Here is a 22,012-nt window from a genome sequence, read left to right on the forward strand (position 1 = left end):
TTCAGGAGCGGACGAGCCGGGCGATCGCGGCCGAGGCCTCGGCGACCTTGGCGTCGGCCTCGGGTCCGCCCTTGCGGGCGGCGTCGACCACGCAGTGCGCGAGGTGCTCGTCGAGCAGCTTGAGTGCGACGGCCTCGAGGGCCTTGGTCGTGGCGCTCACCTGGGTGAGCACGTCGATGCAGTAGGTGTCGTCCTCGACCATGCGGGTGAGCCCGCGCACCTGGCCCTCCACACGACGCAGCCGGGCCAGCACGGCCTTCTTGTCGTCGGAGTAGCCGGGGACGACGCCGGCCTCGGCGGTGGGATCGTGGGTCTCGGTCATGCCAGCAGCCTCGTCATCTCGGTGATCTCGGCGCGCTGGGCATCGATGATCGCCCGCGCGAGGGCCTTGGCGCGGGAGTCCTGACCGTCGGCGATCTCGGTCTCGGCCATCTCCACGGCGCCCTCGTGGTGCTCGATCATCATCTGCAGCCACATCCGGTCGAAGTCGGTGCCGGTGGCCTGCTCGAGGGCGCCCATCTGGTCGCCGCTCATCATCCCGCTCATGTCGCCCATGTCGTGTCCTTCGTGGTCGTCGGGCTCGACGCCCCAGCCGTCGAGCCAGCCGGTCATCTCGTCGATCTCCGGCTGCTGGGCGTCGCCGATGCGGGTGGCCAGGTCGCGGACCGGCTCGGAGGCCCCCCGCGACGGGTCGAGCGCCATCTCCGCCATCTCCACCGCCTGCTGGTGGTGCGGGATCATCTGCTGCGCGAAGGTCACGTCGGTGGGGTCGGCCGCGATGGTGTTCGGCGAGCCGCAGCCCGCGAGCGCCACGACGGCGAGAAGGGCGAGGAGGGGTCGGTACATGTCTCCTGTATACCCCTAGGGGGTAGGGGTTTCAAGTCGGCCGCCGCGCGCGACGCAGGAGGGAGGTCCTACGCTCGCCCCATGAGCGACGTTCCCGGCCTCGACGGTGTGCTCGGCGTGGAGCACGTCGAGATGACTCCCGACAAGGTGGTCGTGCGGTTCACGATCACCGAGCACCACCTCCAGCCCTTCGGCATCCCGCACGGCGGCATCTACTGCGCCGTCCACGAGTCGACCGCGAGCGTGGCGGCGCAGATCTGGCTGGGTGAGAAGGGCGTGGTGGTCGGCACCAACAACTCGACCGACTTCATCCGTCAGGCCAAGGTCGGCGACACCATCACGGTCACCGCCACGCCCATCCACCGCGGGCGCACGCAGCAGCTCTGGCACCTCGACTCGACCGGGGTCGACGGCAAGCTGATCGCGCAGGGCCAGGTGCGTCTGGCCAACCTCGACCAGCCGATCCCGCCCGAGACGCTGGAGAAGTTCGTGGGCGCGTACCGCACCCCGTAGACTGGGGTGGTCGGCGCGACTGGCGTTGAGGTGGACATCCACCAGGGAGCCCGACCTCCGCACGACTGCACCAGACAAGGGACCGTTCGCCTGGGCCCCGCGTCAGCCCCGACACCGCTGACCCGAGGACGTCCCCCATGATGATGACCGTGAACCCCCACGCCACCCAGCCGGCCACGACGATCGACGATGCCGACGTCAAGGTCCTGCTGCTCGAGAACATCCACGCCGACGGACGCGACTTCCTGCGCGGCAAGGGATACGACGTGCAGACGAACGCCGGCGCACTCGGCGAGGACGAGCTGATCGAGGCGATCCAGGGCGTCCACCTGCTCGGCATCCGCTCCACCACCTACATCACGCCGAAGGTGCTGGAGGCCGCTGAGGACCTCATCGCCATCGGCGCCTTCTGCATCGGCACCAACCAGATCGACCTGGAGGCCACGAGCGCCAAGGGCGTGGCCGTCTTCAACGCGCCGTACTCCAACACGCGCTCGGTCGTCGAGCTCGCGATCGCCGAGATCATCTCCCTCGCCCGGCGCCTGCACGAGAAGTCCACCGACATGCACCGCGGCGTGTGGAACAAGTCCGCGGCCGGCAGCCACGAGGTGCGCGGCCGCACGCTCGGCATCGTCGGCTACGGCAACATCGGCAGCCAGCTGTCGGTCGTGGCCGAGGCGCTCGGCTTCAAGGTCGTCTTCTACGACATCGACGACAAGCTCGCCCTCGGCAACGCCCAGCGCTGCTCGACCATCGAGGAGCTGCTCGAGCAGGCCGACGTCGTCACGTTGCACGTCGACGGTCGCCCCGGCAACGCGGGCCTCTTCGGTGACGAGCAGATGCGGCTCATGAAGCCGCGCGCGCTGTTCCTCAACCTCAGCCGCGGCATCGCCGTCGACACGACCGCGCTGCGTGCGCACCTGGAGTCCGGTCACATCGCCGGCGCCGCGCTCGACGTCTTCCCGGTCGAGCCCAAGCGCCAGGGTGACCCGTTCGAGTCCGAGCTGCGCGGCATCCCGAACGTCATCCTCACCCCGCACGTGGGTGGCTCCACCGAGGAGGCGCAGCAGGACATCGGCCGCTTCGTCGCCTCGAAGCTGCGCTCCTACGCGGCGTTCGGCAGCACGTCGCTGAGCGTGAACTTCCCGGAGATGAACCTGCCGGCGGACAACAGCCGGCAGCGGATCGCGCTCGTGCACCAGAACGCGCCCGGCGTGCTGGCCACCATCAACGGCCTGCTCGGCGAGCGCGGCGTCAACATCGAGGCGCAGTCGCTCTCGACCCGCGGCCAGCTGGGCTACGTCGTGACCGACGTGGCCGAGGCCGTCACGGCCGACGTGCTCGGCGAGCTCGCCGCGCTCCCCGAGACCGTCCGGCTGCGGCAGCTCAGCTGATCGGGTGAGCCCGCTGCCGGTGGCGCTGCGCCCCAACCTGATCGACCACTTCTACCGAGGTGGTGGTCGGATCGCGGCGCTGCGCGGCATCGCGACCACGTCGGACCACCAGCCGGAGGAGTGGATCGCCGCCACGGTCTCCCGCGAGGGCGACACGCGCCTCGGACTGTCCAGCACGCAGGACGGCACGCTGCTGCGCGACCTGGTGGTCGCCGACCCGCAGACGTGGACCGGAGGCGCCGGCGCCTGGCCCGGCGACGTCGGCCTGCTGCTCAAGCTGCTCGACGCCGGACAGCGTCTGCCCGTGCACGTGCACCCGGACCGCTCCTTCGCCGCCCGCCACCTCGACTGCCCCTACGGCAAGACCGAGGCGTGGCTGGTGCTCGACGCCGAGCCCGGTGCCGCGGTGCACCTCGGCTGGATCGACGACGTGGACCCAGCCGACGTGGTCCGCGCCCGCGACGAGCAGGACGGGGCGTGGATGCTGCGCCACATGCACCGCATCGAGGTGCGGCGCGGGGACGGGATCTTGGTGCCGGCCGGCATGCCGCACGCCATCGGCGAGGGCGTCTTCGTGGCCGAGGCGCAGGAGCCGACCGACTTCTCGATCCTGCTGGAGTGGTCGATCACGACGTCCACCCGCGACGAGTCGCACCTGGGGCTCGGCTTCGACCTGGCCATGCAGGCGCTCGAGCACGCCGCGACGTCGACGGGGCGTCTGGCCGAGCTGTCGGTGCACCGCGACCTCGACGCCGCCGCGGACCCGCTCACGTCGCTGCTGCCGGCGGAGGCCGACCCGTTCTTCCGCCTCGACCTCGCGGTCGACGGTGCTCTCGTCCCGGCCGGCTTCGCCGCCCTCGTGGTGCTCGACGGCGCTGGGACGCTTCGCTGCGCCGCCGGCGACCTGCCGATCGTCAGGGGTCAGACCTACGCCGTGCCCGCCGCGGCCGGCGACTGGCACCTGACCGGCTCGGCCCGCGTGCTGGTGGCGCGTCCCGGCACGGCCTGACCGCGAGGCGTCACCGCTTCCGCCGCTTCCGTGCCCTGACGACCAGCACGCCGCACAGCACGACCAGGGCGAGGACGACGACGACCACACCGAGGGCGATCTCTGCTGCAGTGGGCGCCAGCCGGGACTGCTCGACCGTCACCAGATGCTGTCCCACCAACGTCTCAGCGCAGGCTGAACGGCGGGTAGTCGTCGGTCAGCAGGTAGGCGTAGGCCGAGACGCGCTGGTTCCAGCGCAGGTAGCCGAGCACGAACTCGCGCAGCCCGTCCGGCCAGCGGCCCAGGACGATGACGGCGAAGAACGCGATGAACCAGACGACGCTCGCGGCGATCGAGACGAAGAGGAGCACGATCATCTGCGGGATCAGCATGAAGTACCGGAAGAAGATCGTGAGCCGGCTCCGGTCCTCCTCCTGCGGCACGACGTCGACGTGCACGTGCGGGTCCTTGCCGGGGTCGGCGGTGGACGAGTCGATCGCGAACGGCGGGTAGGTGCTGTGCAGGAACCCGGCGTAGGCGTTGACGCTCGCCGAGTAGCGCAGGTACATCGCGATGAGGTCGAGCAGCGTGCGGGGCACCTTGCCGAGGATCACGCCGGTGAACCAGGCGATGACCACGACGATGCCGGCGACCACGCCGAGCGCCCACAGCACCACGAAGTGCGGGATCGCCAGGATCCACTGGACCAGCGGACGCCAGCGCGCCACGCGATCCGGCAGGGCGAAGGTCATCGTGACCGGGTAGCCGCCGGGCGCCGACGACGTGGGCGGTGTGGTCGGGGGAGGGGGCGGCTGCATGCTCATGCTGGATCCTTCTCTCGGTTCACGCGAAGGCTATCGCCAGATCGCCGAGCGTCTCGGCACATCCGGCGTCGATCTTCACGGTCGCGAGCGGGTCGCCGCGCGTGGGCCCGCGGTTCACGACCACCACGGGGGTGCCGAGGGCCGCGGCCCGACGCACGAAGCGCAGCCCGCTCATCACGTGCAGGCTCGAGCCCAGCACCAGCACGGCCGAAGCCTGCGCGACGAGGTCGAAGCAGTGCTCGACCACCGGCTTCGGCACGCTGCCACCGAAGAACACGACGTCGGGCCGCAGCCGGCCACCGCACGCGAGGCACGGGGCGACGACGAAGCCGGACGTGTCCTCGAGCTGCACGTCGCCGTCGGGTCCGTGCACGACGGTCTGCTCGCTCCACCCGGGGTTGAGCTCCTCGTGCCGGCGCTGCACCTCCTCGCGCGGGGTGACGTCGCCACAGTCCATGCAGAGAACTCGATCCACCCGACCGTGCAGGTCGACGACGTCCCGGTGGCCGGCGCGCTCGTGCAGCCCGTCGACGTTCTGCGTGACGAGACCGACCAGCCGACCGTCGCGCTCCCACTCCACGAGGGTGTGGTGGGTCGCGTTCGGCTCCGCGTGCCCCATGCGCGCCCACCCGAGGTGCGCCCGCGCCCAGTAGCGCTGCATCGCCTCGGGGCCCGACCGCAGCTGCTGGATGGTCATCGGCGTGGGCGTCGCAAGGCGGCCCGGCCCCCGGTAGTCGGGGATGCCGGAGTCGGTGGACACGCCGGCCCCGGTCAGGACCAGGAGGCGCCCGGCGGACACGATCCGCGCGGCCTGCTCCACCCCACCGCGATCCGCGCCGACGTCCACGCCGTCGAGCCTACGTCCGGCCCGGCGTCAGCGCCCGGTCCACACGGGCGGTCGCTTCTCGGCGAACGCCGCCACCCCTTCGCGGGCGTCGTCGGACAGCAGCACGGGGCTGGCCAGCTCGCTCTGCCGCGCGAACCCCTCGTCGGGCGACCACCCGGGTGCCTCGTCGACCAGCCGCTTGCCCACGGCCACCGAGAGCGGTGCGTTGGCGGCGATCCGGTGCGCGAGGGCGAGGGCGCGCTCCAGCGCCTGGCCGGGTGGGACGACGGCGTTGACGAGCCCGACCTCGGCCAGTCGGCCGGCCGGGAGCGCGTCCCCGACCAGGGCCAGCTCGAGCGCGACGGCGCGGGGCAGTCGGGTCGACACGCGCCAGAGACCGCCCGCGGCCGCGAGCAGTCCCCGCTTCGCCTCGGGCAGGCCGAAGGTGGCGTCGTCGGCCGCGACCACGAGGTCGGCGCACAGGGCCAGCTCGAACCCGCCCGCCAGGGCGGCACCCTCCACGGCGGCGACCGTCGGCTTCGTCGGTGGCTCGGCGGTGAGCCCCAGCGGACCGCGCCGGTCCGTCACGGGCACCTCGCCCCGGTTCGCCCCGGCCAGGTCCATGCCCGCGCAGAACGTTCCCCCCGCACCGGTGAGCACGATGGAGCGGATGGTGCCGTCGGCCTCGGCGTCGTCGACGGCACGGTGCAGCAGCTGGGCGGTGAGCCGGTCGATCGCGTTGCGCACCCGCGGGCGGTCGAGCGTGACCACCCAGACGTCGTCGCCGTCGCGCTCGGTGCGCACGGGAGCCGGCGGCGGGTCGGGCAGCGGCTGCCGGTCGCCGACGAGAACCAGCCGGTCGTCCTCGATCCGGACCGTGCGACGCAGGGGATCGGCCGACGTGAGCAGGGCGATGTCGTCGGCGCTCTCGCGACGCAGCAGCACCCGGGCGCCGTCGGCGGTGAGCGCCGCGACGATGGCGGCCTCCGCGCTGCCGTCACGGCCACGCAGGACCGTCACCGCCTCGACGACCGCGTCCTCGTCCAGGTCGGTGAGGGCGGGCCGTGGTGCCGGTCGGTCGAACGCCGGACGCAGGTGCGCGAACCGTCGCTCCGGAGGCCGGGCGGAGTAGACGCCCAGGGCGTGCTTGGTGGCGTACCAGCCGAGCGAGCTCGACAGGCCGTACGCGTCGGTCTGCTCGCGGAGCAGCGGCACGAGGGACGCCACCGCGTGCAGTCCGTAGCCGTTGCCCGGTCCGCCGGCCGACGTCAGTCCACCGGTGACGCTGAGCGGACGGGTCGGGTCGTCCCACGGCAGGCCGAGCGCCTGCGCGCCCAGCTGCACCGCTGCGGGGAAGCACGAGTACAGGTCGACGGGTCCGAGGTCGTCGGCGGTGATGCCGGTGTGGTCGAGCACGGCGGCGCCTGCGGCCGCGATGGCCGGCGACGCGGCGAGGTCGGCACGTTCGGAGACGAACCACTCGTCCGTCGCGCTGGCCCCGGCGTGCAGGAAGACCCACTTCTCCTGGGCGATGCCGAGCGCGTGCGCGGCCGCGACGCTCGTGACGACGACCCCTGCGGCGAGGTCGACCTGAAGGTTCGCGCACATCAGCTTCGTGTACGGGTCGCTGACCGCGCGGTTGTCCGAGGTCGCGGTCGCGATCTCCTCGGCGCTGCGCTCGGTCGGGTCCCACGCGTACGGGTTGTCGGCGGCCACGGCGCTGTGCCGGGCCCAGAGGTCGGCGATGCGAGCGCGGTGCTCGGCCTCGTCGGTCCCGGCGGCACCACGCAGCGCCGACTCGATCAGTGCATAGGCATAGATGGGCGCCCCGAGTCCCACGCTGGTCTCGACCTCGTTGTTCGCGGGACGGTCGGTGCCGATGACCCGGTCCGGTGCGGCGTCGTCCGGCTGGCGGGTCCAGTCCGGCTCCCGCCCCTGCGCCTGCAGGGCGGCGACGGTGGCTCCGGCCTCCGCGCCGCTCACCAGCACCACGTGCGCACGACCCTCGGCCACCTCGTGGGCCGCGTCGTTCAGCGCGAGCTGTCCACCGTCGCCGCCGTACGGCGAGGTCTGGACGGTGCCGGCGTCGTTGGCCTCCACGAGCCCGGCCACGAGCCCGGCCTGGTCGGGGTAGGTCCACGAGGCGCTCGGCACGGCGTGCACCAGGTCGGCCCGGGCGAGCAGGTCGGGTCCGATGCCGCTGTCCTCGGCCGCGGCGCGCAGGGCCCGTGCCGCCATGGCCGCCGGTTCGATCGGGTCCGTCAGGTCCGGCGTGCGGACCACGACCTGGCCGACGCCGACGAGGACCGGCGTCGTCGGGTCGAGCAGTCGCCCGCTCGACTCGTGCAGCACGGGCTCGTCGGGGATGCGCGCGGGACCTCCGGCGCCGGTGAGCAGTCCGGCGAGCGCGTCGAGCGACGAGGCCAGTCCGGTCTCGACGCTGCGCACGGCGGTGAGGCCCACCGGCCCCCGCACCGGTGGTCCGTCGAGCGCACCGTCGAGCCGGACGGCCGAGCCGCCACCGTGCGCCACGACCGTGCACCACAGCCCGACGGTGATGCCCATCGGGCCGGTGCCGCGCAGGGCGAAGCCGTCGGCGTCGGCGCGCTCGACCCGCCAGCGCGCCTGCGCCGGGATGTCCATGAGCGAGATCTGCTGCACGAACTCCGCGCCCTCGAGCATCCGGTCCGGTCGGTCGCCGCGCCAGCTGAGGTGGAGGGTGAGCCACTCGTGGGCGCGGTCGAGATCGGTGGCGAGGGCGACCACGTCGGCCGGTGAGGCGGCCACGTCGCGCTGGGCGTGCACGTGCCGTGCGTATCCGTGGGCGCCGGCGGGCGCGGGAACGTCGACCGTCGGTGCCGGTGGGGCCGACGCCGGCCGCACGCGCGCGACCAGGTCGGTCGCCACCACCTTCGCGGTGCTCGCGAGCACCGGCGCGACCGTGCGTGCGCCCTCGATCCATCGCGTCCCACGGGACCTCGACGCCATGACCACTCCCTTGATTCCGTCCGACCAGACTGTTTTGTTGATCATCCCTGGTCGGCAGCCCGCGCGCAAGACGCCCGGCCCACGCTGCCCGGTAGGGTCGCGGCCATGTCGACGTCCCGGCGCCCCCAGCAGGAGCGGTCCGTCGCCACGCGTGAACGTCTGCTGGAGGCAGCCTTCACCTGCCTGCTCGAGCGCGGCTACGGAGCGACCACGGTCGGCCACGTGCAGCAGCAGGCCGGTGTCGCGCGCGGGACACTGCTGCACCACTTCCCGACCCGCAGCGCGCTCATGGGCGCTGTCGTGGAGGACGTGATCGAGCGGCGGCTCGAGCTGCTCACCACCGCACGTGAGGACGACCCGGCCCCCGCCAGCTGGGACGACGTGGTCGACCTGGTGTGGCGCGAGCTGCAGTCACCGGCCTTCGCCGTCGCCCTGGAGCTGTGGGTCGCCGCCCGGACCGACGACGACCTTCGCGCCGCGCTGCTGCCGCTGCAGGAACGCATCTACCGGACGGTCCACCGGGGCGTCACGCGTCTGGTCGGCGCCGACCACCCCCGGAGCCCGATGCTCGTGCAGTTCACGATCGACCTGCTCACCGGTGCGCACCTCGCCGGGATCCTGCACCCGCGGGCTGGGACCTCCGACGTCGTCGACGCCTGGAAGGTCTCACTGCGTGAGCTGGCGACCTCCGGTCAGTCGGAGGCGCGCCGGCTGTAGGCGATCGCCGCCGATCCGAGCGCCACGAACACCGCCGTCAGCACGACGCACACGACGGCCACGGCACCCGCGCTGGACTCGGCAGCGTCGAGGAAGCCGTAGGGCACCGGAGCGGTCTGGGTGGGCGTGAGCAGGAACGTCGGCTCGGCGACCTGCGCGCGGACGAGCGTGTAGACGAGCCACAGCACCGGGAACGCCAGTCCACCCAGCGCCGACCAGTCGAGTCGGGTGCGGGGTCGCAGCACGAGGAATCCGACGACCGTGAGGATCGGGACGGCATAGTGGAAGATCTTGTCGAGCCACCACTCCACGCCCGTCATGTCGACGTTGCCGGCCAGCACCGTCGCGTAGACGACGCCGGTGACGGTGATGCCCGTCAGGCTCGCCAGCCTGAGCATGCCGAAGACGCGGCCACCCCGGTCGGGCCGGATCGCGAGCAGCGTGCCCGTGACGACGACCAGGATGTTCGACTCGATCGTGAAGTAGCTGAACAGGTTCACGAGGCTGCGACCCTCGCTGGCCGTCAGGATCGTCTGCCCGACCAGGGCGACGAGGCCGAGCGCTGCGGTGGCGGCGTGCCAGAGGCGGGTCACAGCGCCACGGTCCCACGGATCCCGACGACGGTGCGTCCGCCGACCCACGTCGTGTCCCCGTCACGCTCCACGTGCACGCGACCGCGTCGACCGAGGGCGGTGCCCTGGGCGGCCACGTAGCGGTTGGGCAGGGTCCCTTCGGCGACGAGCCACTGGGCGACCGCGGCGTTGAGGCTCCCGGTGACCGGGTCCTCGCCGACCCCGCCGGGGAAGAAGGCACGGACCTCCAGCGCCACGTCGCCGTCGGGGTGCAGGCCGACGAGACCGACCTTGTCGTGGGCGCCGCTCGCCCCGAGCAGGTGGGCGCGGGCACCGTCGACGGCGAGCACGGTGGCGGCGTCACGCAGCAGCAGACCCATCCAGCCGGGGCCGTTGTCGCACCAGTGAGTGGCCACCACGTCGTGAGCGCGCAGACCGAGCACCGACGTGACGGCCTCGACCTCGACGGGGTCGACGGGTCCGGAGCGCATCCGCGGTGGTGCTGCGAAGGACAGCAGGTCGTCGTCCTGGCGCACCGTCACCAGGCCCACCCCACACTCCTGGACCACGGCGGCGCCGCGGGGGACGCCGCCCGCTTCCAACCACGCCCGAGCCGAGCCGAGCGTCGGATGGCCCGCGAAGGGCAGCTCATGTCCCGGGGTGAAGATCCGCACGCGGTAGTCGGCGTCCGGGACGGTGGGACTGAGCAGGAAGGTGGTCTCGCTCAGGTTGGTCCAGCGCGCGAATGCCGCCATCGCCTCGCCGTCGAGGTCGTCGGCGTCGTGGACCACGGCCACCGGGTTGCCGAGCCCGAGGGTGTCGGTGAAGACGTCGACCTGGGAGAAGGGGAGCATGCTCGAACCCTAGGCGTCCGCGAGCTCGACCAGCTTCGCGACGGTGAGCAGGTTGCGCCCGGTGCCGTGGTGCCCGAGCAGCTTCGCGATGCGGGCCGCTGTGAGCTTCGTGCCGGCCACGCCGTCGGAGTAGCGGATGTGCAGGTCGCGGCCGACCACCCGCACCTCGTCACCACCCCAGTCCGTGCTCTCGAAGGCCTCGATCGCGTCGGGAGCGGGCTCGGCGAGGAGGAAGTAGACGTGCGAGAACTTCGGCTCCACCACCTCGAACGGGTGGGCCTGCAGGGCCCTGCGGAGCTCGTCGACGTCGCGGGAGATGACCTCGCGGAAGAACCCGAACCGCTCCTGCACGGCCTGCTCGAGCGCCCGGTCGAACGACGCGGGATCGCCGGGTGGGCTGCACAGCAGGTTGCCCGACGCGATGTAGGTGCTGACGTCGGTCGCACCGAGGCCGGACGCGAGGTCCCGCAGCTCGGCCATGGGCAGCTTCGCGCCGCCGACGTTGACTGCCCGAAGCAGGTGGATACGCGTCACCGCCTCAGTATGCCCACCCCGGTACCGCGTGCGCCAAGATGCGGATCGCCGCGAAACCCGTACGTTGAAGGGCGCCCCACGACGAAATACGTCAGGGCAGAGGGAGGGAACCGCATGATCATCCTCGGAGTCATCCTGCTGATCCTGGGCGCAGTCCTGGACATCTCGATCCTGTACACGATCGGTGGCATCCTGCTGGTCGTCGGAGTGATCCTCTGGATCCTCGGCGCCACGGGTCGCGCGGTCGGCGGCCGGAACCATTGGTTCTAGGCCCGACGAGCACGACGACGCCCCCGCACCGAATCGTGCGGGGGCGTCGTCGTTGTGTCTGCTCAGGCGCGAGCGCGCACCTGACGGTAGATCAGCAGGGCGACGATGGCGCCGACGATCGACAGGATGAGACCGCTCGTGGAGAGGTCCGTGACACTGCGGTCGGACGAGAACAGCGCGCCGATGAGGCCGCCGACGAACGAGCCGACGACGCCGAGCACGATGGTGGCGAGGATGCCCATCGAGTCCTTGCCGGGGACGATGGCGCGGGCCAGGAGGCCGGCGACGAGACCGATGATGAGAAGCCAGATGAGGCCCATGATGGGGGTCCTTTCGGTTGGGTACGGACGGATCACGTCCGACGGTCAACGCTAGGGATTCCTGGCGAACTCGCACCTCGAGAGCTCGGGCGCGTGGGTGCGACGACGAGCTCGATGGCCTCGAGGTCGTCCGCCTCGGCACGAGCCGGCCCCCGTGAACCTCGACGAGGCCCGCCTGAGTCTCATGCGGCAGGTGCGTACTCGAGGTCGACGGGCGGGTGGAAGCGGTCGACGACGACGATCCCGGGGTCGGTCCTCCTCGTCCAGGCGCGGGTGAAGGCGGTGCGTCCCGTCACGGCGCGGGTGGGTAGGTGCCAGCGGGTGGTGCCGTCCTCGTCGTGGTCGACGGGGAGGGCTCCGCGGGTCTTGAGTCCGTGGTGGGAGCGACATCGTGGGTGGAGGTTCGCTGCGGTGGTGGGCCCGCGGTCTGGGTGGTCGGGATCCCAGGGTTGCTGGTGGTCGAGGTCGCACTGTTCGGCCGGTTTGTCGCAGGTGGGGATGTCGCAGACGCCGTCGACGAGCTCGAGGGCGCGGCGCAGTGGGGCGGTGGGGAAGCGGCCGAGCTCGGTGACGTCGAGGATCCCGCCGGCCTCGTCGGTCAGGAGGCGACTGAACAGGGTGCCGGGGGTGGTGGCGAGCTCGCGGACCAGGGCGGGGTCGATGGCGTGCTGGCCGTCGCCGGTGGTGGCGGGTTCGTCGTCCAGGCCCAGCAGGGTGGCCAGCGCGACGGTGATGCCGACGTGGAATCGGCCTCGGCCGGGGGTTTCGGTCGTGCGGCCCAGGAGCCGGTCGGTGAGGACGTCGGCGCGGGCCTGGGACAGGCGGCGTGCGTCATCGGGGTCGGTGGCGCGGGAGGTCTTGGCCGACAGGAACAGCTCGCGGTCGATGAGCAGCGCGTCGTGGGTGGGGATGACGGCCTGGAGCAGGCTCATCCCGTCGTCCATGGCCGTGATGGTCACGTGGCGCTGGGCGGTGGCCTCGCGGCGGCGGCGGGCAGCGTGGTCGGCCTCGACCCGGATCACGAACCGGCGCAGCCAGCTCTTGAGCTGGGACAGGGTGTGGTCCGTGGCGTAGGGGACGACGGACGCGTCGAGCAGCTCCACCGACGCGTCCTCGTGCAGGCGCCACCGGGCCGAGGCGATCGCGCGGGTCTTCGCCCGGTCGATCCGACCCTCGGAGTGCGCGGCCCACACGGTGGGCAGGTCGCCCGTGAGGGTTCTGGTCGCGGCGACGAGGTGCGCGACGAAGCCCGACGCGGTCTCGAGCTCGACCGCGACCTCCAGGATCGCGACCTGGCGGGCGTCCTCGGCCGAGGCAGCACTGCGCCCGGCCGCGACCGCGTCGGACCGACGCCCGTCCACGAACGCCAGCACTGCCGCGGCCTGTGCCGCCTCGGCCCGCCACAGCATCCGCGACGCATCGGTCGCGATGCCGAGGAGAGAGTCCGTCGAGGTCATGTATCGAACATACACACGACTCCGGACGTCGTCTCGACGCTCTCCACAGGCCCCGCCGAAGGGGTCAGCGGGTCGGGTCGTCCCCGACCTTGACCAGCAGCTTGCCGACGTTGCGACCGGTGAGCAGACCCCGGAACGCGTCGACGGCGTGGTCGAGACCCTCCACGACGTCCTCGAGGTAGGCCACCTCGCCGTCGGAGACCCACTGGCCCATCTCGCGGGCGAAGTCGGCGCCGTGGCTCTTCGTGAACTCGTCCTGGATGAAGCCGCGCACGGTGAGGCTGCGCGACAACACGAGGTTCATGAACCCCGGGAAGCTCAGCGACGACTCCGGTGCCGACGTGGCGTTGTAGTTGGCCACGAGCCCGCACACCGGCACACGCGCGTAGGTGTTCGTGCGGCGCAGCACCGCCTCGCCGACCGGTCCGGCCACGTTCTCGAAGTACACGTCCACGCCGTCCGGGGTCGCGGCCTTGAGGTCGTCGGCGAACGTGGGCGAGCGGTGGTCGAGCGCGACGTCGAAGCCGAAGTGCTCGCGCAGCAGACGCACCTTCTCCTCGCCGCCGGCGATGCCGACCGAGCGGGCGCCCTTGAGCCGCGCGATCTGCCCGACCGCCGAGCCGACCGGGCCGGCGGCCGCGGCGACGACGACCGTCTCGCCCTCCTTCGGCTTGCCGATCTCGAGCAGTCCCGCGTAGGCGGTGAAGCCCGGCATGCCGAGCACGCCCAGTGCCGTCGAGATGGGCGCGACCGACGGGTCCAGGCCCTTCATCTGGCGCGCGTCGACGACGGCGTGCGTCTGCCAGCCGATGAACGCGAGCACGAGGTCGCCGACCTTCCGGTTCTCGGCGCGGGACTCCACGACCTCGCACACCGTGCCGCCGAGCACCACGTCGCCCAGCGCGAGCGAGGCGGCGTACGACTTGGCCTGGCTCATCCGGCCGCGCATGTACGGGTCGAGCGACAGGTACACCGAGCGCAGCAGCACCTGGCCCTCCTGCAGCTCGGGCAGGTCGATGGTGACGGTCTCGAAGTCGCTGTCCTTCGGCTCGCCCACCGGGTAGGCGGCGAGGCGGATCTGGGTGGTCTGCCCGGAATGGTTCGACATGGTGTTCTCCCTCGATGTGGATGGTTCAGATGCGCGCGGCGAGCTCGGTCGCCTGCTTGATGGCGCGCTTGGCGTCCAGCTCGGCGGCGACGTCGGCGCCGCCGATCACGTGCGTGGTCACGCCGGCGGCCTCGAGCGGCTCGACGAGGTCGCGCACGGACTCCTGACCGGTGCACACCACGATGGTGTCCACCCGGAGCAAGAGCGGCTCCCCGGTCTCGTCCTTCTCGTCACGACGGACGGTCACGTGCAGGCCGTCGTCGTCGATGCGGTCGTAGGTGACGCCGCCGACGAACTCGACGCCGGAGTCCTTCAGGGTCTGGCGGTGCACCCAGCCGGTGGTCTTGGCCAGGCCCTTGCCGTGCGCGGAGTGCTTGCGCTGCAGGAGGTACACCTGCCGGCGCGGCGGCGCCTGCACCTTGGTCGTGAGCCCGCCCCGCTCCAGGGCGGGGTCGGTCACGCCCCAGCGCTGCATCCAGTGCTCGAGCGACTCGTGCACGTCGTGCAGCAGGAACTCCGACACGTCGAAGCCGATGCCGCCGGCACCGAGCACGGCCACCGTGTCGCCGACGGGCGCACCGTTCACGACCTCGTCGTAGCGGAGGACGGACGGGTGCTCGATGCCCGGGATCGACGGGATGCGCGGCTCGACGCCCGTGGCGAGGACGACCTCGTCGAAGGCGCCGCCGTTCTCCGCCTGTGACCCGGAGCCCCCGCCGGTCAGCGCCTCCACGTCGGCCCGACGCCCGAGGTGCACCGTCACGCCGCGGACCTCGAGCATGCGTGTGTAGTAGCGGAGGGTCTCGACGAACTCCTCCTTGCCGGGGATGCGTGCGGCGAGCTTGAACTGCCCGCCGATCGTCGCGTCGGCCTCGAACAGCTCCACGGCGTGGCCGCGCCCTGCCAGCTCGACCGCGGCGGCGAGCCCGGCCGGCCCTGCGCCGACGACGGCCACGCGCTTGGCCCGCTTCGTTGGCAGCAGCACCAGCTCGGTCTCGTGTCCGGCCCGCGGGTTGAGCATGCAGGTGGCGCGCTGGTTCTTGAACGTGTGGTCCAGGCAGGCCTGGTTGCAGGCGATGCAGGTGATGATCTCGTCGCTGCGGCGCTCGGCGGCCTTGGCCACGAAGTCGGGGTCGGCGAGCAGCGGGCGGGCCATGGAGACCAGGTCGGCCTGGCCGGACGCGAGCACCTGCTCGGCCACCTCGGGGGTGTTGATCCGGTTGGACGCGACGACCGGCACCGCGGCGCCGTGCTCGGCCAGTGCCTCGCGCAGGCGTCCGGTGAGCGGCGCGAAGGCCGCGCGCGGGACCGACGTGACGATGGTGGGCACGCGGGCCTCGTGCCAGCCGATGCCGGTGTTGATGATCGAGACGCCGGCCTCCTGCACCTTGAGGGCCAGCTCGACCGTCTCGTCCCACGACTGGGCGTCGTCGACGAGGTCGAGCAGGCTCTGGCGGTACATGATGATGAAGTCGTCGCCGACCAGCTCGCGGGTGCGCCGCACGATCTCGACGGGGAACCGCATGCGCTTCTCGGCGGTGCCGCCCCAGGCGTCGTCGCGCGTGTTCGTGCGGGCGGTGATCATCTGGTTGATCAGGTAGCCCTCGGAGCCCATGATCTCGACGCCGTCGTAGCCGCCGCGCTGCGCGAGCGCCGCGGCCTTCGCGAAGTCGGTGGCCGTGCGGTCGATCTCCTTGGCCGAGAACGCGCGCGGCCGGAAGGGGCTGATGGGCGACTTGCGGCGCGACGCGCTCTTGACCAGCGGGTGGTAGCCGTAGCGGCCGGCGTGCAGGATCTGCATGGCGATCTTGCCGTCGTGCTCGTGCACGGCGTCGGTGACCACGCGGTGGGCGTCGGCGAACGAGCCGTTGTTCATCGTGCCGCCGAACGGCAGCAGCCACCCTGTGCGGTTGGGCGAGAATCCGCCCGTGACCGACAGTGCCACGCCACCCTTCGCGCGCTCGGCGAAGTAGGCGGCGAGCTTCGGCAGGTCCTTGCGCCGGTCCTCGAGCTTGCTGTGGATCGAGCCCATGATCACCCGGTTGCGCAGCGTCGTGTGGCCGAGGTCGAGGGGGCTCAGAAGGTGCGGGTAGTCCGGGTGGTCGGGCTGCGTGAACGGGCTGCTCATACTGGTCCTGTGATCTCGAGGGTGTCGGCGTGGGTGCTGGTCGTGGCAGGCGTGTTCAACGTGGTCATCTGGCCGCGGTTCGCGAAGGCGATCGTCGACGACGAGCGCGCGTGGGCCGGCGAGGCCTGGAGCAGCGCGCCCACCGCGTTCTTCTGGGTGCACGCGGTGCTCATCGGCACGGCGGTGACCCTCGGACTCTGCGTGCTCGTCATCGGCTTGCGCGCCCTTCGAGCCGGTCGAGGATCTCGTCGCACCAGCTGATCGCGGTCTGCTCGCCGAGCATGCCGCCGCGCAGCACGAGCCACGGGCCGACGTCGGCGGCCTCGAGGGCGTCGGGGTCGGGGTAGAAGCGCTCGGCGCTGGCCTCGTAGTAGGCGAGCTTCTCGGCGTGCTGGGCGCGCTTGCGGTGCACGTCGGCCAGGATCGCGTCGCGGTCGCCGTGCTGGAGGGCACGCAGCTTGACCGCGAAGGCCGAGCGCAGCGGCTCCATGGTCGACGGCTCGGTGGTGAAGCGGGCCAGCTCGGCGCGGCCGGCGTCGGTGATGGCGTAGACCTTCTTGTCCGGCCGTCCGTCCTGGGCCACGACCTGCGACGTCACGAGGTCGTCGGCGTCCATGCGGCCCAGCACCTTGTAGATCTGCTGGTGGCTGGCCTTCCAGAAGTTGCCGATCGAGGCATCGAAGCGGCGCGCCAGCTCGTAGCCCGTGGCGGAGCGTTCCGCGAGGGACACGAGGATCGCGTGCTCGAGCGCCATGGTCTGAGAGTACATATGCAACCAGTTGCACAGCAACTGCGACGCCTAGAGTGAGGTGCATGTCGATCTTCGCCGTGACCTACACCTACGGAGCGCCCGAGGAGCAGCTCGCGACGCTGCGCACCGAGCACCGCGACTACCTCGCGAACCTGCCCGAGCTGCTGATCAGCGGCCCGGCGTCCGACAGCCGCGAGGCGGTGCTGGTGTTCCGCGCCGACTCGCGCGAGCAGGTCGAGGCCCTCGTGGCCGCCGACCCCTTCGTGGCTGCAGGGTTCGTCGGTGAGCACGTGGTGCGCGACTGGAAGCCGATCCTCGGCTCACTGTCCGGGCACTTCACGGCCTGACGACGGGCGCGCCGTACGATTTCGCCCATGCGCCTGACCCCCCTCCCCATGGCCGCTGCTGCCGCTGCTGCAGCCACGCTCGCCCTCGCCACCGCCTGTGCCCCCGCCGACGAGTCGGACTCCTCCGACGACTCCGCCGGCGCCGTCTCGCTGGACCAGTGCCAGGGCGACGACCTCGACCTCCACGAGGCCGGCACCCTGACGATCGCCACCGACACCCCCGCCTACGAGCCGTGGTTCACCGACGACGACCCGACGAACGGCAAGGGGTACGAGGGTGCCGTGGCCCGCGCGGTCGCCGAGAAGCTCGGCTTCGGGCCCGACGAGATCACGTGGATCACCCAGGGCTTCAACGAGGCCGTGAAGCCGGGCGACAAGGCCTTCGACTTCGACATCAACCAGTTCTCGATCACGAGCGAGCGGGAGAAGGTCGTCGACTTCTCCAGCCCGTACTACAAGGCCCAGCAGGGCGTCATCACCCTCGAGGACTCCGACTACGCCGACGTCACGAGCCTGGCCGACCTGAAGGACGCGAAGGTCGGCGCCCAGGTCGGCACGACGTCGCTCGAGGCCACCGAGCAGCTCGACCTGGCCTCCGACCCGCTGGTCTACGACGACACCTCCAAGGCCGCGCAGGCCCTGCAGAACGGCCAGGTCGACGCGATCATCGCCGACGTCCCGACCGCGTTCTACCTCGTGGGCGCCGAGCTCGACGGCGCGACGCTCGTCGGTCAGTTCGAGCCGCGCACGGGTGAGTCCGAGGAGTTCGGCCTGCTGCTCGACAAGGACTCGCCGCTGACCCCGTGCGTGAGCGCCGCCGTCGACGCGCTCGCCGACGACGGCACCCTCGAGAAGCTGCAGACGCAGTGGCTGTCGACCGAGGTCGACGTGCCCGAGCTGAGCCAGTCCTGAGCACCCACCACCAGACCAGCGAGCGCCAGCAGGCCCGCGAGCGGTTCCGCCGCGCGCGGGCCCTGCGGCGTGGTGGTGTGGCCGCGGGCTCCACGCTCGTGGTGCTTGCCGTGCTGGCGGTCGTGGTGCTGAACGCGCCGGGCTGGGAGCGGGTGCAGCGCACCTTCTTCGACTGGCAGGACGCGAAGGACTCCGCCGGGCCGATCGCCGAGGCCTTCTGGCTCAACGTGCGGCTGTTCCTCGTCTGCGAGGTGCTCATCCTGGTGGTGGCCCTCGTGGTCGCCGTGGTCCGCGTGGTCCCGTCGCCGGCGATGGCGCCGCTGCGCCTCATCGCGACGGTGTACACCGACGTCTTCCGTGGTACCCCGACGCTGCTGGTCGTGCTGCTCGTGGGGTTCGGCGTCCCGGCGCTCAACCTGACCGGACTGCCGACCAGCCTGTTCTGGCTCGGTGTCGTCGCCCTGACGCTCAGCTACGGCGCCTACGTGGCCGAGGTGATCCGCGCCGGCATCCTGTCGGTCCACCCCACGCAGTGGGCGAGCGGCCGCGCGCTGGGACTGTCGTACGGGCGCACCCTGCGCCACGTGGTGCTGCCGCAGGCCTTGCGCCGCCAGGTGCCGCCGCTGCTCAACGACTTCGTGTCGCTGCAGAAGGACACCGCTCTGCTGTCGACCATCGGCCTGGTCGAGGCGCTGCGGCAGGCCAACATCATCTCGAACCGCGACTTCGTGTTCACGCCGCTCGTGGTCTCCGCCGTGCTGTTCATCGCGGCGACCATCGTCATCGCGCGGGTCGCCGACTGGCTGTCGATCCGCAGCATGCGCAGGGAGGCGGGTGCCTGATGCTGAGGATCGAGCAGCTGCGCAAGTCGTTCGGCTCCACCGAGGTGCTGAGGGGCATCGACCTCGTGGTCGAGCCCGGCCAGGTCGTGTGCCTCATCGGCGCGTCCGGCAGCGGGAAGTCGACCTTGCTGCGGTGCATCGACCTGCTGGAGACCGTCGACGACGGGACCGTCTGGCTGGCCGACGACGCCGGGTCCGAGCAGGACGTCACCGATCCCCGCGTGGACGTCGACGCGATCCGACGCCGCATCGGCATCGTCTTCCAGGCCTACAACCTCTTCCCGCACCTGAGCGTGCTGCAGAACCTCGTGCTCGCACCGACGAGGGCAGGGGGCGTGTCGAAGGGCGACGCCCGGACGCGGGCCCTCGCCCTGCTCGACCGCGTCGGTCTGGCCGACAAGGCGTCGGCGTACCCGGACTCCCTGTCCGGTGGCCAGCAGCAGCGGGTCGCGCTGGCCCGCGCCCTGGCGATGGATCCCGAGGTCCTGCTGCTGGACGAGATCACGTCGGCCCTCGACCCCCTGCTGGTCGGTGAGGTCCTCGACGTCGTCCGCGGTCTGCGCGCCGACGGCATCGCCGTGGTCATGGCCACGCACGAGATGTCGTTCGCGCGCGAGGCGAGCGACGTCGTGGCCTTCCTCGCCGACGGCGAGATCGTCGAGATCGGCCCGCCCGAGCAGCTCTTCGACGCCCCGCAGGACCCGCGCACGGCGGCCTTCCTCGCGCGGTTCCGCGCCTGACCTAGCCTGACGGCATGGAGGATCTCGAGGACCTGCTGGGCGCGGGAGCGCACGGCTACTTCGCGGGCGGGGCGGGCGACGAGATCACGCTGCGCGCCAACGAGACCAGCTGGAGCGACGTGCGCCTCGCACCGCGGGTGCTCGTCGACGTCGGCGAGCGGGACCTGTCGGTCGACCTGCTGGGCCGACGTCGCGCGCACCCGGTCGTGGTGGCGCCGATGGCCTACCAGCGGCACGCCCACGAGGACGCCGAGCGCGGCACGGCCCGGGCCGCGGCCGCCACCGGCTCCACGTTCGTGCTGTCGTCGCAGACCACCACGTCGCCGGCCGACGTCGCCCAGGTGGCGGGCCCGGACCGCTGGTTCCAGCTCTACGTGTTCAAGGACCGGCAGGTCTCGCTCGACCTGGTGGCCGAGGCGAAGGAGTCCGGCTACGAGGCGCTCGTGCTCACGGTCGACTTCCCCGTGGCGGGGTGGCGCGAGCGCGACAAGCGCACCGGGTTCAGCGTCACGCACCCGATCGCGCTCAACCCCGGCGGCGCCCCGCTCACCACCGAGCAGATCTTCGCCATGCACGACCCCACGCTCACCTGGGACGACGTGCACACCTTCGCCGAGGCCGCCGGGATGCCGCTGCTGCTCAAGGGGATCCTGCGCCCCGACGACGCCGCTCGGGCGGTCGACGTGGGGGCGGCCGGCGTGATCGTGTCCAACCACGGCGGTCGCCAGCTCGACACCGTGCTGACCGGGGCCGAGGCGCTGCCCCCGGTCGTCGAGGCCGTCGACGGTCGGGCCGCGGTGCTCGTCGACGGAGGCATCCGGCGGGGCTGGGACGTGGCGAAGGCGCTGTGCCTCGGTGCCGACGCGGCGCTGGTCGGACGGCCCGTGCTCTGGGGCCTGGCGCGCGGGGGTGCGGCGGGCGCGCAGGCCGTGCTGGACCAGCTGGTGGCCGAGCTCGACTCGACGCTGGCCCTGCTGGGCTGCCCTCGCGCCGAGGACCTCGACCCCTCCTTCCTCGTCAGGCGCTGAGCCGCTCGCCCGACGCGGTGTCGAACACGTGCACCGCCGCGGGGTCCGCGACGAGGGTGACCTTCTCGCCGGGGGCGATCCCGGCACGCCCGTCGATCCGGGCCACGACGCGTTGACCGCCGGCGGGCGGACGGCCGTACAGGTAGGCCTCGGACCCCAGCTCCTCGACGAGGTCGACCACGACGTCGAGACCGGTCTCCTCCGGCCCGGCGAGCCGCAGCGCCTGGGGCCGCAGCCCGAGCGTCACGCCGTCGGCACCCGCGCGGGCGACCGCCGCGCGGTCGAGGGGCAGGTCGAGGACGTCGGGCTGGAGCAGGTTCATCGACGGTGACCCGATGAACCCCGCGACGAACAGGTTCGCCGGCCGGTCGAACAGCGCGAGCGGGGTGTCGACCTGCTGCAGCACGCCGTCGTTCAGCACGGCGACCCGGTCGCCCATGGTCATCGCCTCGACCTGGTCGTGGGTGACGTAGACGGTCGTGGTGCCGAGGCGACGCTGCAGGGCCGAGATCTGGGTCCGGGTCGAGACCCGCAGCTTGGCGTCGAGGTTCGAGAGCGGCTCGTCCATGCAGAACACCTGCGGCTGCCGCACGATCGCCCGGCCCATCGCGACCCTCTGGCGCTGGCCGCCGGAGAGGGCCTTGGGCTTGCGGTCGAGGACCTTCGTGAGGTCCAGCATGGTGGCGGCCTCGGCCACCCGTGCGGCCCGTTCGGCCTTGGGGACGCCGGCGACCTTGAGGGCGAACGCCATGTTCTCGCCCACGCTCAGGTGGGGGTACAGGGCGTAGGTCTGGAAGACCATGGCGATGTCGCGGTCCTTCGGCGCCACGTGGGTCACGTCCCGGTCACCGATCCAGATGCTGCCGCCGCTGATCTCCTCCAGCCCGGCCAGCATCCGCAGCGACGTGGACTTCCCGCAGCCCGACGGACCCACGAGCACGAGCAGCTCGCCGTCGTCGACCGTGAGGTCGAGGTCGTCCACGGCCGGGCGCTCGGCACCCGGGTACGTGTGTCGGGCCTGGACGTACCGCACCTGTGTCATGGCTCACAGTG

26 protein-coding genes are annotated in these 22,012 nt (G+C 71.9%); 11 read left to right on the forward strand and 15 right to left on the reverse strand.

Going from position 1 to position 22,012, the window contains the following annotated elements:
- Position 1 precedes the first annotated feature (1 nt).
- The gene (locus NUV38_RS05245) at positions 2-322 is read right to left on the reverse strand and encodes a metal-sensitive transcriptional regulator (protein ID WP_257728108.1); all 321 of its coding nucleotides are present in this window, start codon (positions 320-322) and stop codon (positions 2-4) included.
- A complete protein-coding gene (locus tag NUV38_RS05250; protein WP_257728109.1) occupies positions 319-846 on the reverse strand; it encodes a DUF305 domain-containing protein in 528 nt (175 codons plus the stop codon). The genes NUV38_RS05245 and NUV38_RS05250 overlap by 4 nt, the downstream gene beginning before the upstream one ends.
- Positions 847-927: 81 nt before the next feature.
- Between NUV38_RS05250 and NUV38_RS05255 the strand changes: the two genes are divergently transcribed.
- The 3 genes from NUV38_RS05255 (at position 928) to NUV38_RS05265 (ending at position 3,762) form a co-directional block, all read left to right on the forward strand.
- Entirely contained in the window at positions 928-1,359 is a 432-nt protein-coding gene (locus NUV38_RS05255) for a PaaI family thioesterase (protein WP_257728110.1), read from the forward strand.
- 137 nt (positions 1,360-1,496) lie between these two features.
- Positions 1,497-2,753 carry a phosphoglycerate dehydrogenase gene (serA, locus tag NUV38_RS05260; RefSeq protein WP_257728111.1) on the forward strand — a complete coding sequence of 419 codons (1,257 nt, stop codon included), beginning with the start codon at positions 1,497-1,499 and terminating at the stop codon, positions 2,751-2,753.
- A 4-nt stretch (positions 2,754-2,757) separates the two neighbouring features.
- Positions 2,758-3,762, forward strand: coding sequence for a class I mannose-6-phosphate isomerase (locus tag NUV38_RS05265; RefSeq protein ID WP_257728112.1), 1,005 nt, complete (start codon positions 2,758-2,760; stop codon positions 3,760-3,762).
- Positions 3,763-3,772: 10 nt separating this feature from the next.
- On the opposite strand, the gene NUV38_RS05270 is transcribed toward NUV38_RS05265, so the two are convergent.
- From NUV38_RS05270 to NUV38_RS05285, 4 genes are read right to left on the reverse strand one after another with little or no spacing between them, the layout of a single operon-like run.
- Complete coding sequence (locus NUV38_RS05270) at positions 3,773-3,919, reverse strand: hypothetical protein (RefSeq protein ID WP_257728113.1); 147 nt, start codon at positions 3,917-3,919, stop codon at positions 3,773-3,775.
- 7 nt (positions 3,920-3,926) lie between these two features.
- On the reverse strand, positions 3,927-4,565 hold the full coding sequence (locus NUV38_RS05275) for a DUF4389 domain-containing protein (protein WP_257728114.1): 639 nt from the start codon (positions 4,563-4,565) through the stop codon (positions 3,927-3,929).
- A 19-nt stretch (positions 4,566-4,584) separates the two neighbouring features.
- Positions 4,585-5,412: an NAD-dependent protein deacetylase gene (locus tag NUV38_RS05280; RefSeq protein WP_257728115.1), complete on the reverse strand. Its 828-nt coding sequence runs from the start codon at positions 5,410-5,412 to the stop codon at positions 4,585-4,587.
- A 27-nt stretch (positions 5,413-5,439) separates the two neighbouring features.
- Entirely contained in the window at positions 5,440-8,379 is a 2,940-nt protein-coding gene (locus NUV38_RS05285; protein WP_257728116.1) for a crotonase/enoyl-CoA hydratase family protein, read from the reverse strand.
- Between the two features lie 105 nt (positions 8,380-8,484).
- Here NUV38_RS05285 and NUV38_RS05290 point away from each other — a divergent pair, with 105 nt between their 5' ends.
- Complete coding sequence (locus tag NUV38_RS05290) at positions 8,485-9,096, forward strand: TetR/AcrR family transcriptional regulator (protein WP_257728117.1); 612 nt, start codon at positions 8,485-8,487, stop codon at positions 9,094-9,096.
- Here NUV38_RS05290 and NUV38_RS05295 read toward each other — a convergent pair.
- Genes NUV38_RS05295 through NUV38_RS05305 form a run of 3 tightly spaced genes read right to left on the reverse strand, consistent with a single transcriptional unit; the run spans position 9,072 to position 11,056 of the window.
- The gene (locus NUV38_RS05295) at positions 9,072-9,689 is read right to left on the reverse strand and encodes a Pr6Pr family membrane protein (protein WP_257728118.1); all 618 of its coding nucleotides are present in this window, start codon (positions 9,687-9,689) and stop codon (positions 9,072-9,074) included. The genes NUV38_RS05290 and NUV38_RS05295 overlap by 25 nt on opposite strands.
- On the reverse strand, positions 9,686-10,522 hold the full coding sequence (locus tag NUV38_RS05300; protein ID WP_257728119.1) for a PhzF family phenazine biosynthesis protein: 837 nt from the start codon (positions 10,520-10,522) through the stop codon (positions 9,686-9,688). Before NUV38_RS05300 ends, NUV38_RS05295 begins: the two co-directional genes overlap by 4 nt.
- A 9-nt stretch (positions 10,523-10,531) precedes the next feature.
- A complete protein-coding gene (locus tag NUV38_RS05305; RefSeq protein WP_257728120.1) occupies positions 10,532-11,056 on the reverse strand; it encodes a DUF1697 domain-containing protein in 525 nt (174 codons plus the stop codon).
- 114 nt (positions 11,057-11,170) lie between these two features.
- Here NUV38_RS05305 and NUV38_RS05310 point away from each other — a divergent pair, with 114 nt between their 5' ends.
- Entirely contained in the window at positions 11,171-11,326 is a 156-nt protein-coding gene (locus tag NUV38_RS05310) for a DUF6131 family protein (RefSeq protein WP_164468785.1), read from the forward strand.
- Between the two features lie 62 nt (positions 11,327-11,388).
- Here NUV38_RS05310 and NUV38_RS05315 read toward each other — a convergent pair whose 3' ends face one another.
- From NUV38_RS05315 to NUV38_RS05330, 4 genes are all read right to left on the reverse strand, one after another.
- Positions 11,389-11,646, reverse strand: coding sequence for a GlsB/YeaQ/YmgE family stress response membrane protein (locus NUV38_RS05315; protein WP_055962257.1), 258 nt, complete (start codon positions 11,644-11,646; stop codon positions 11,389-11,391).
- A 182-nt stretch (positions 11,647-11,828) separates the two neighbouring features.
- Positions 11,829-13,103 carry a 13E12 repeat family protein gene (locus NUV38_RS05320; protein WP_257728121.1) on the reverse strand — a complete coding sequence of 425 codons (1,275 nt, stop codon included), beginning with the start codon at positions 13,101-13,103 and terminating at the stop codon, positions 11,829-11,831.
- Positions 13,104-13,167: 64 nt separating this feature from the next.
- Positions 13,168-14,211 (reverse strand): NADP-dependent oxidoreductase, encoded by a 1,044-nt coding sequence (locus NUV38_RS05325; RefSeq protein ID WP_257728122.1) that lies wholly within the window; start codon positions 14,209-14,211, stop codon positions 13,168-13,170.
- 25 nt (positions 14,212-14,236) lie between these two features.
- Positions 14,237-16,339, reverse strand: coding sequence for an NADPH-dependent 2,4-dienoyl-CoA reductase (locus tag NUV38_RS05330; RefSeq protein ID WP_257728123.1), 2,103 nt, complete (start codon positions 16,337-16,339; stop codon positions 14,237-14,239).
- A gap of 60 nt (positions 16,340-16,399) precedes the next feature.
- Between NUV38_RS05330 and NUV38_RS17145 the strand changes: the two genes are divergently transcribed.
- Entirely contained in the window at positions 16,400-16,600 is a 201-nt protein-coding gene (locus NUV38_RS17145) for an SCO4848 family membrane protein (RefSeq protein ID WP_374626229.1), read from the forward strand.
- On the opposite strand, the gene NUV38_RS05340 is transcribed toward NUV38_RS17145, so the two are convergent.
- A complete protein-coding gene (locus NUV38_RS05340) occupies positions 16,548-17,093 on the reverse strand; it encodes a PadR family transcriptional regulator (RefSeq protein ID WP_257728125.1) in 546 nt (181 codons plus the stop codon). The genes NUV38_RS17145 and NUV38_RS05340 overlap by 53 nt on opposite strands.
- Positions 17,094-17,152: 59 nt before the next feature.
- On the opposite strand from NUV38_RS05340, the gene NUV38_RS05345 reads away from it, so the two are divergent.
- From NUV38_RS05345 to NUV38_RS05365, 5 genes are read left to right on the forward strand one after another with little or no spacing between them, the layout of a single operon-like run.
- Entirely contained in the window at positions 17,153-17,437 is a 285-nt protein-coding gene (locus NUV38_RS05345; RefSeq protein WP_257728126.1) for a YciI family protein, read from the forward strand.
- A 27-nt stretch (positions 17,438-17,464) separates the two neighbouring features.
- Positions 17,465-18,349, forward strand: a complete 885-nt coding sequence (locus NUV38_RS05350) for an ABC transporter substrate-binding protein (protein ID WP_257728127.1) — start codon at positions 17,465-17,467, stop codon at positions 18,347-18,349.
- Positions 18,304-19,191, forward strand: a complete 888-nt coding sequence (locus NUV38_RS05355; RefSeq protein WP_257728128.1) for an amino acid ABC transporter permease — start codon at positions 18,304-18,306, stop codon at positions 19,189-19,191. Before NUV38_RS05350 ends, NUV38_RS05355 begins: the two co-directional genes overlap by 46 nt.
- Entirely contained in the window at positions 19,191-19,931 is a 741-nt protein-coding gene (locus NUV38_RS05360; RefSeq protein ID WP_257728129.1) for an amino acid ABC transporter ATP-binding protein, read from the forward strand. The genes NUV38_RS05355 and NUV38_RS05360 overlap by 1 nt, the downstream gene beginning before the upstream one ends.
- Before the next feature lie 14 nt (positions 19,932-19,945).
- The gene (locus NUV38_RS05365; protein ID WP_257728130.1) at positions 19,946-20,959 is read left to right on the forward strand and encodes an alpha-hydroxy acid oxidase; all 1,014 of its coding nucleotides are present in this window, start codon (positions 19,946-19,948) and stop codon (positions 20,957-20,959) included.
- Here the strand turns inward: NUV38_RS05365 and NUV38_RS05370 are convergent.
- Positions 20,949-22,001 (reverse strand): ABC transporter ATP-binding protein, encoded by a 1,053-nt coding sequence (locus tag NUV38_RS05370; RefSeq protein ID WP_257728131.1) that lies wholly within the window; start codon positions 21,999-22,001, stop codon positions 20,949-20,951. The genes NUV38_RS05365 and NUV38_RS05370 overlap by 11 nt on opposite strands.
- Positions 22,002-22,012: the final 11 nt, after the last annotated feature.

Origin of the sequence: Aeromicrobium sp. 50.2.37 (genome assembly GCF_024655735.1) — a bacterium.
In the GTDB taxonomy this organism is placed as follows: Bacteria; Actinomycetota; Actinomycetes; order Propionibacteriales; family Nocardioidaceae; genus Aeromicrobium.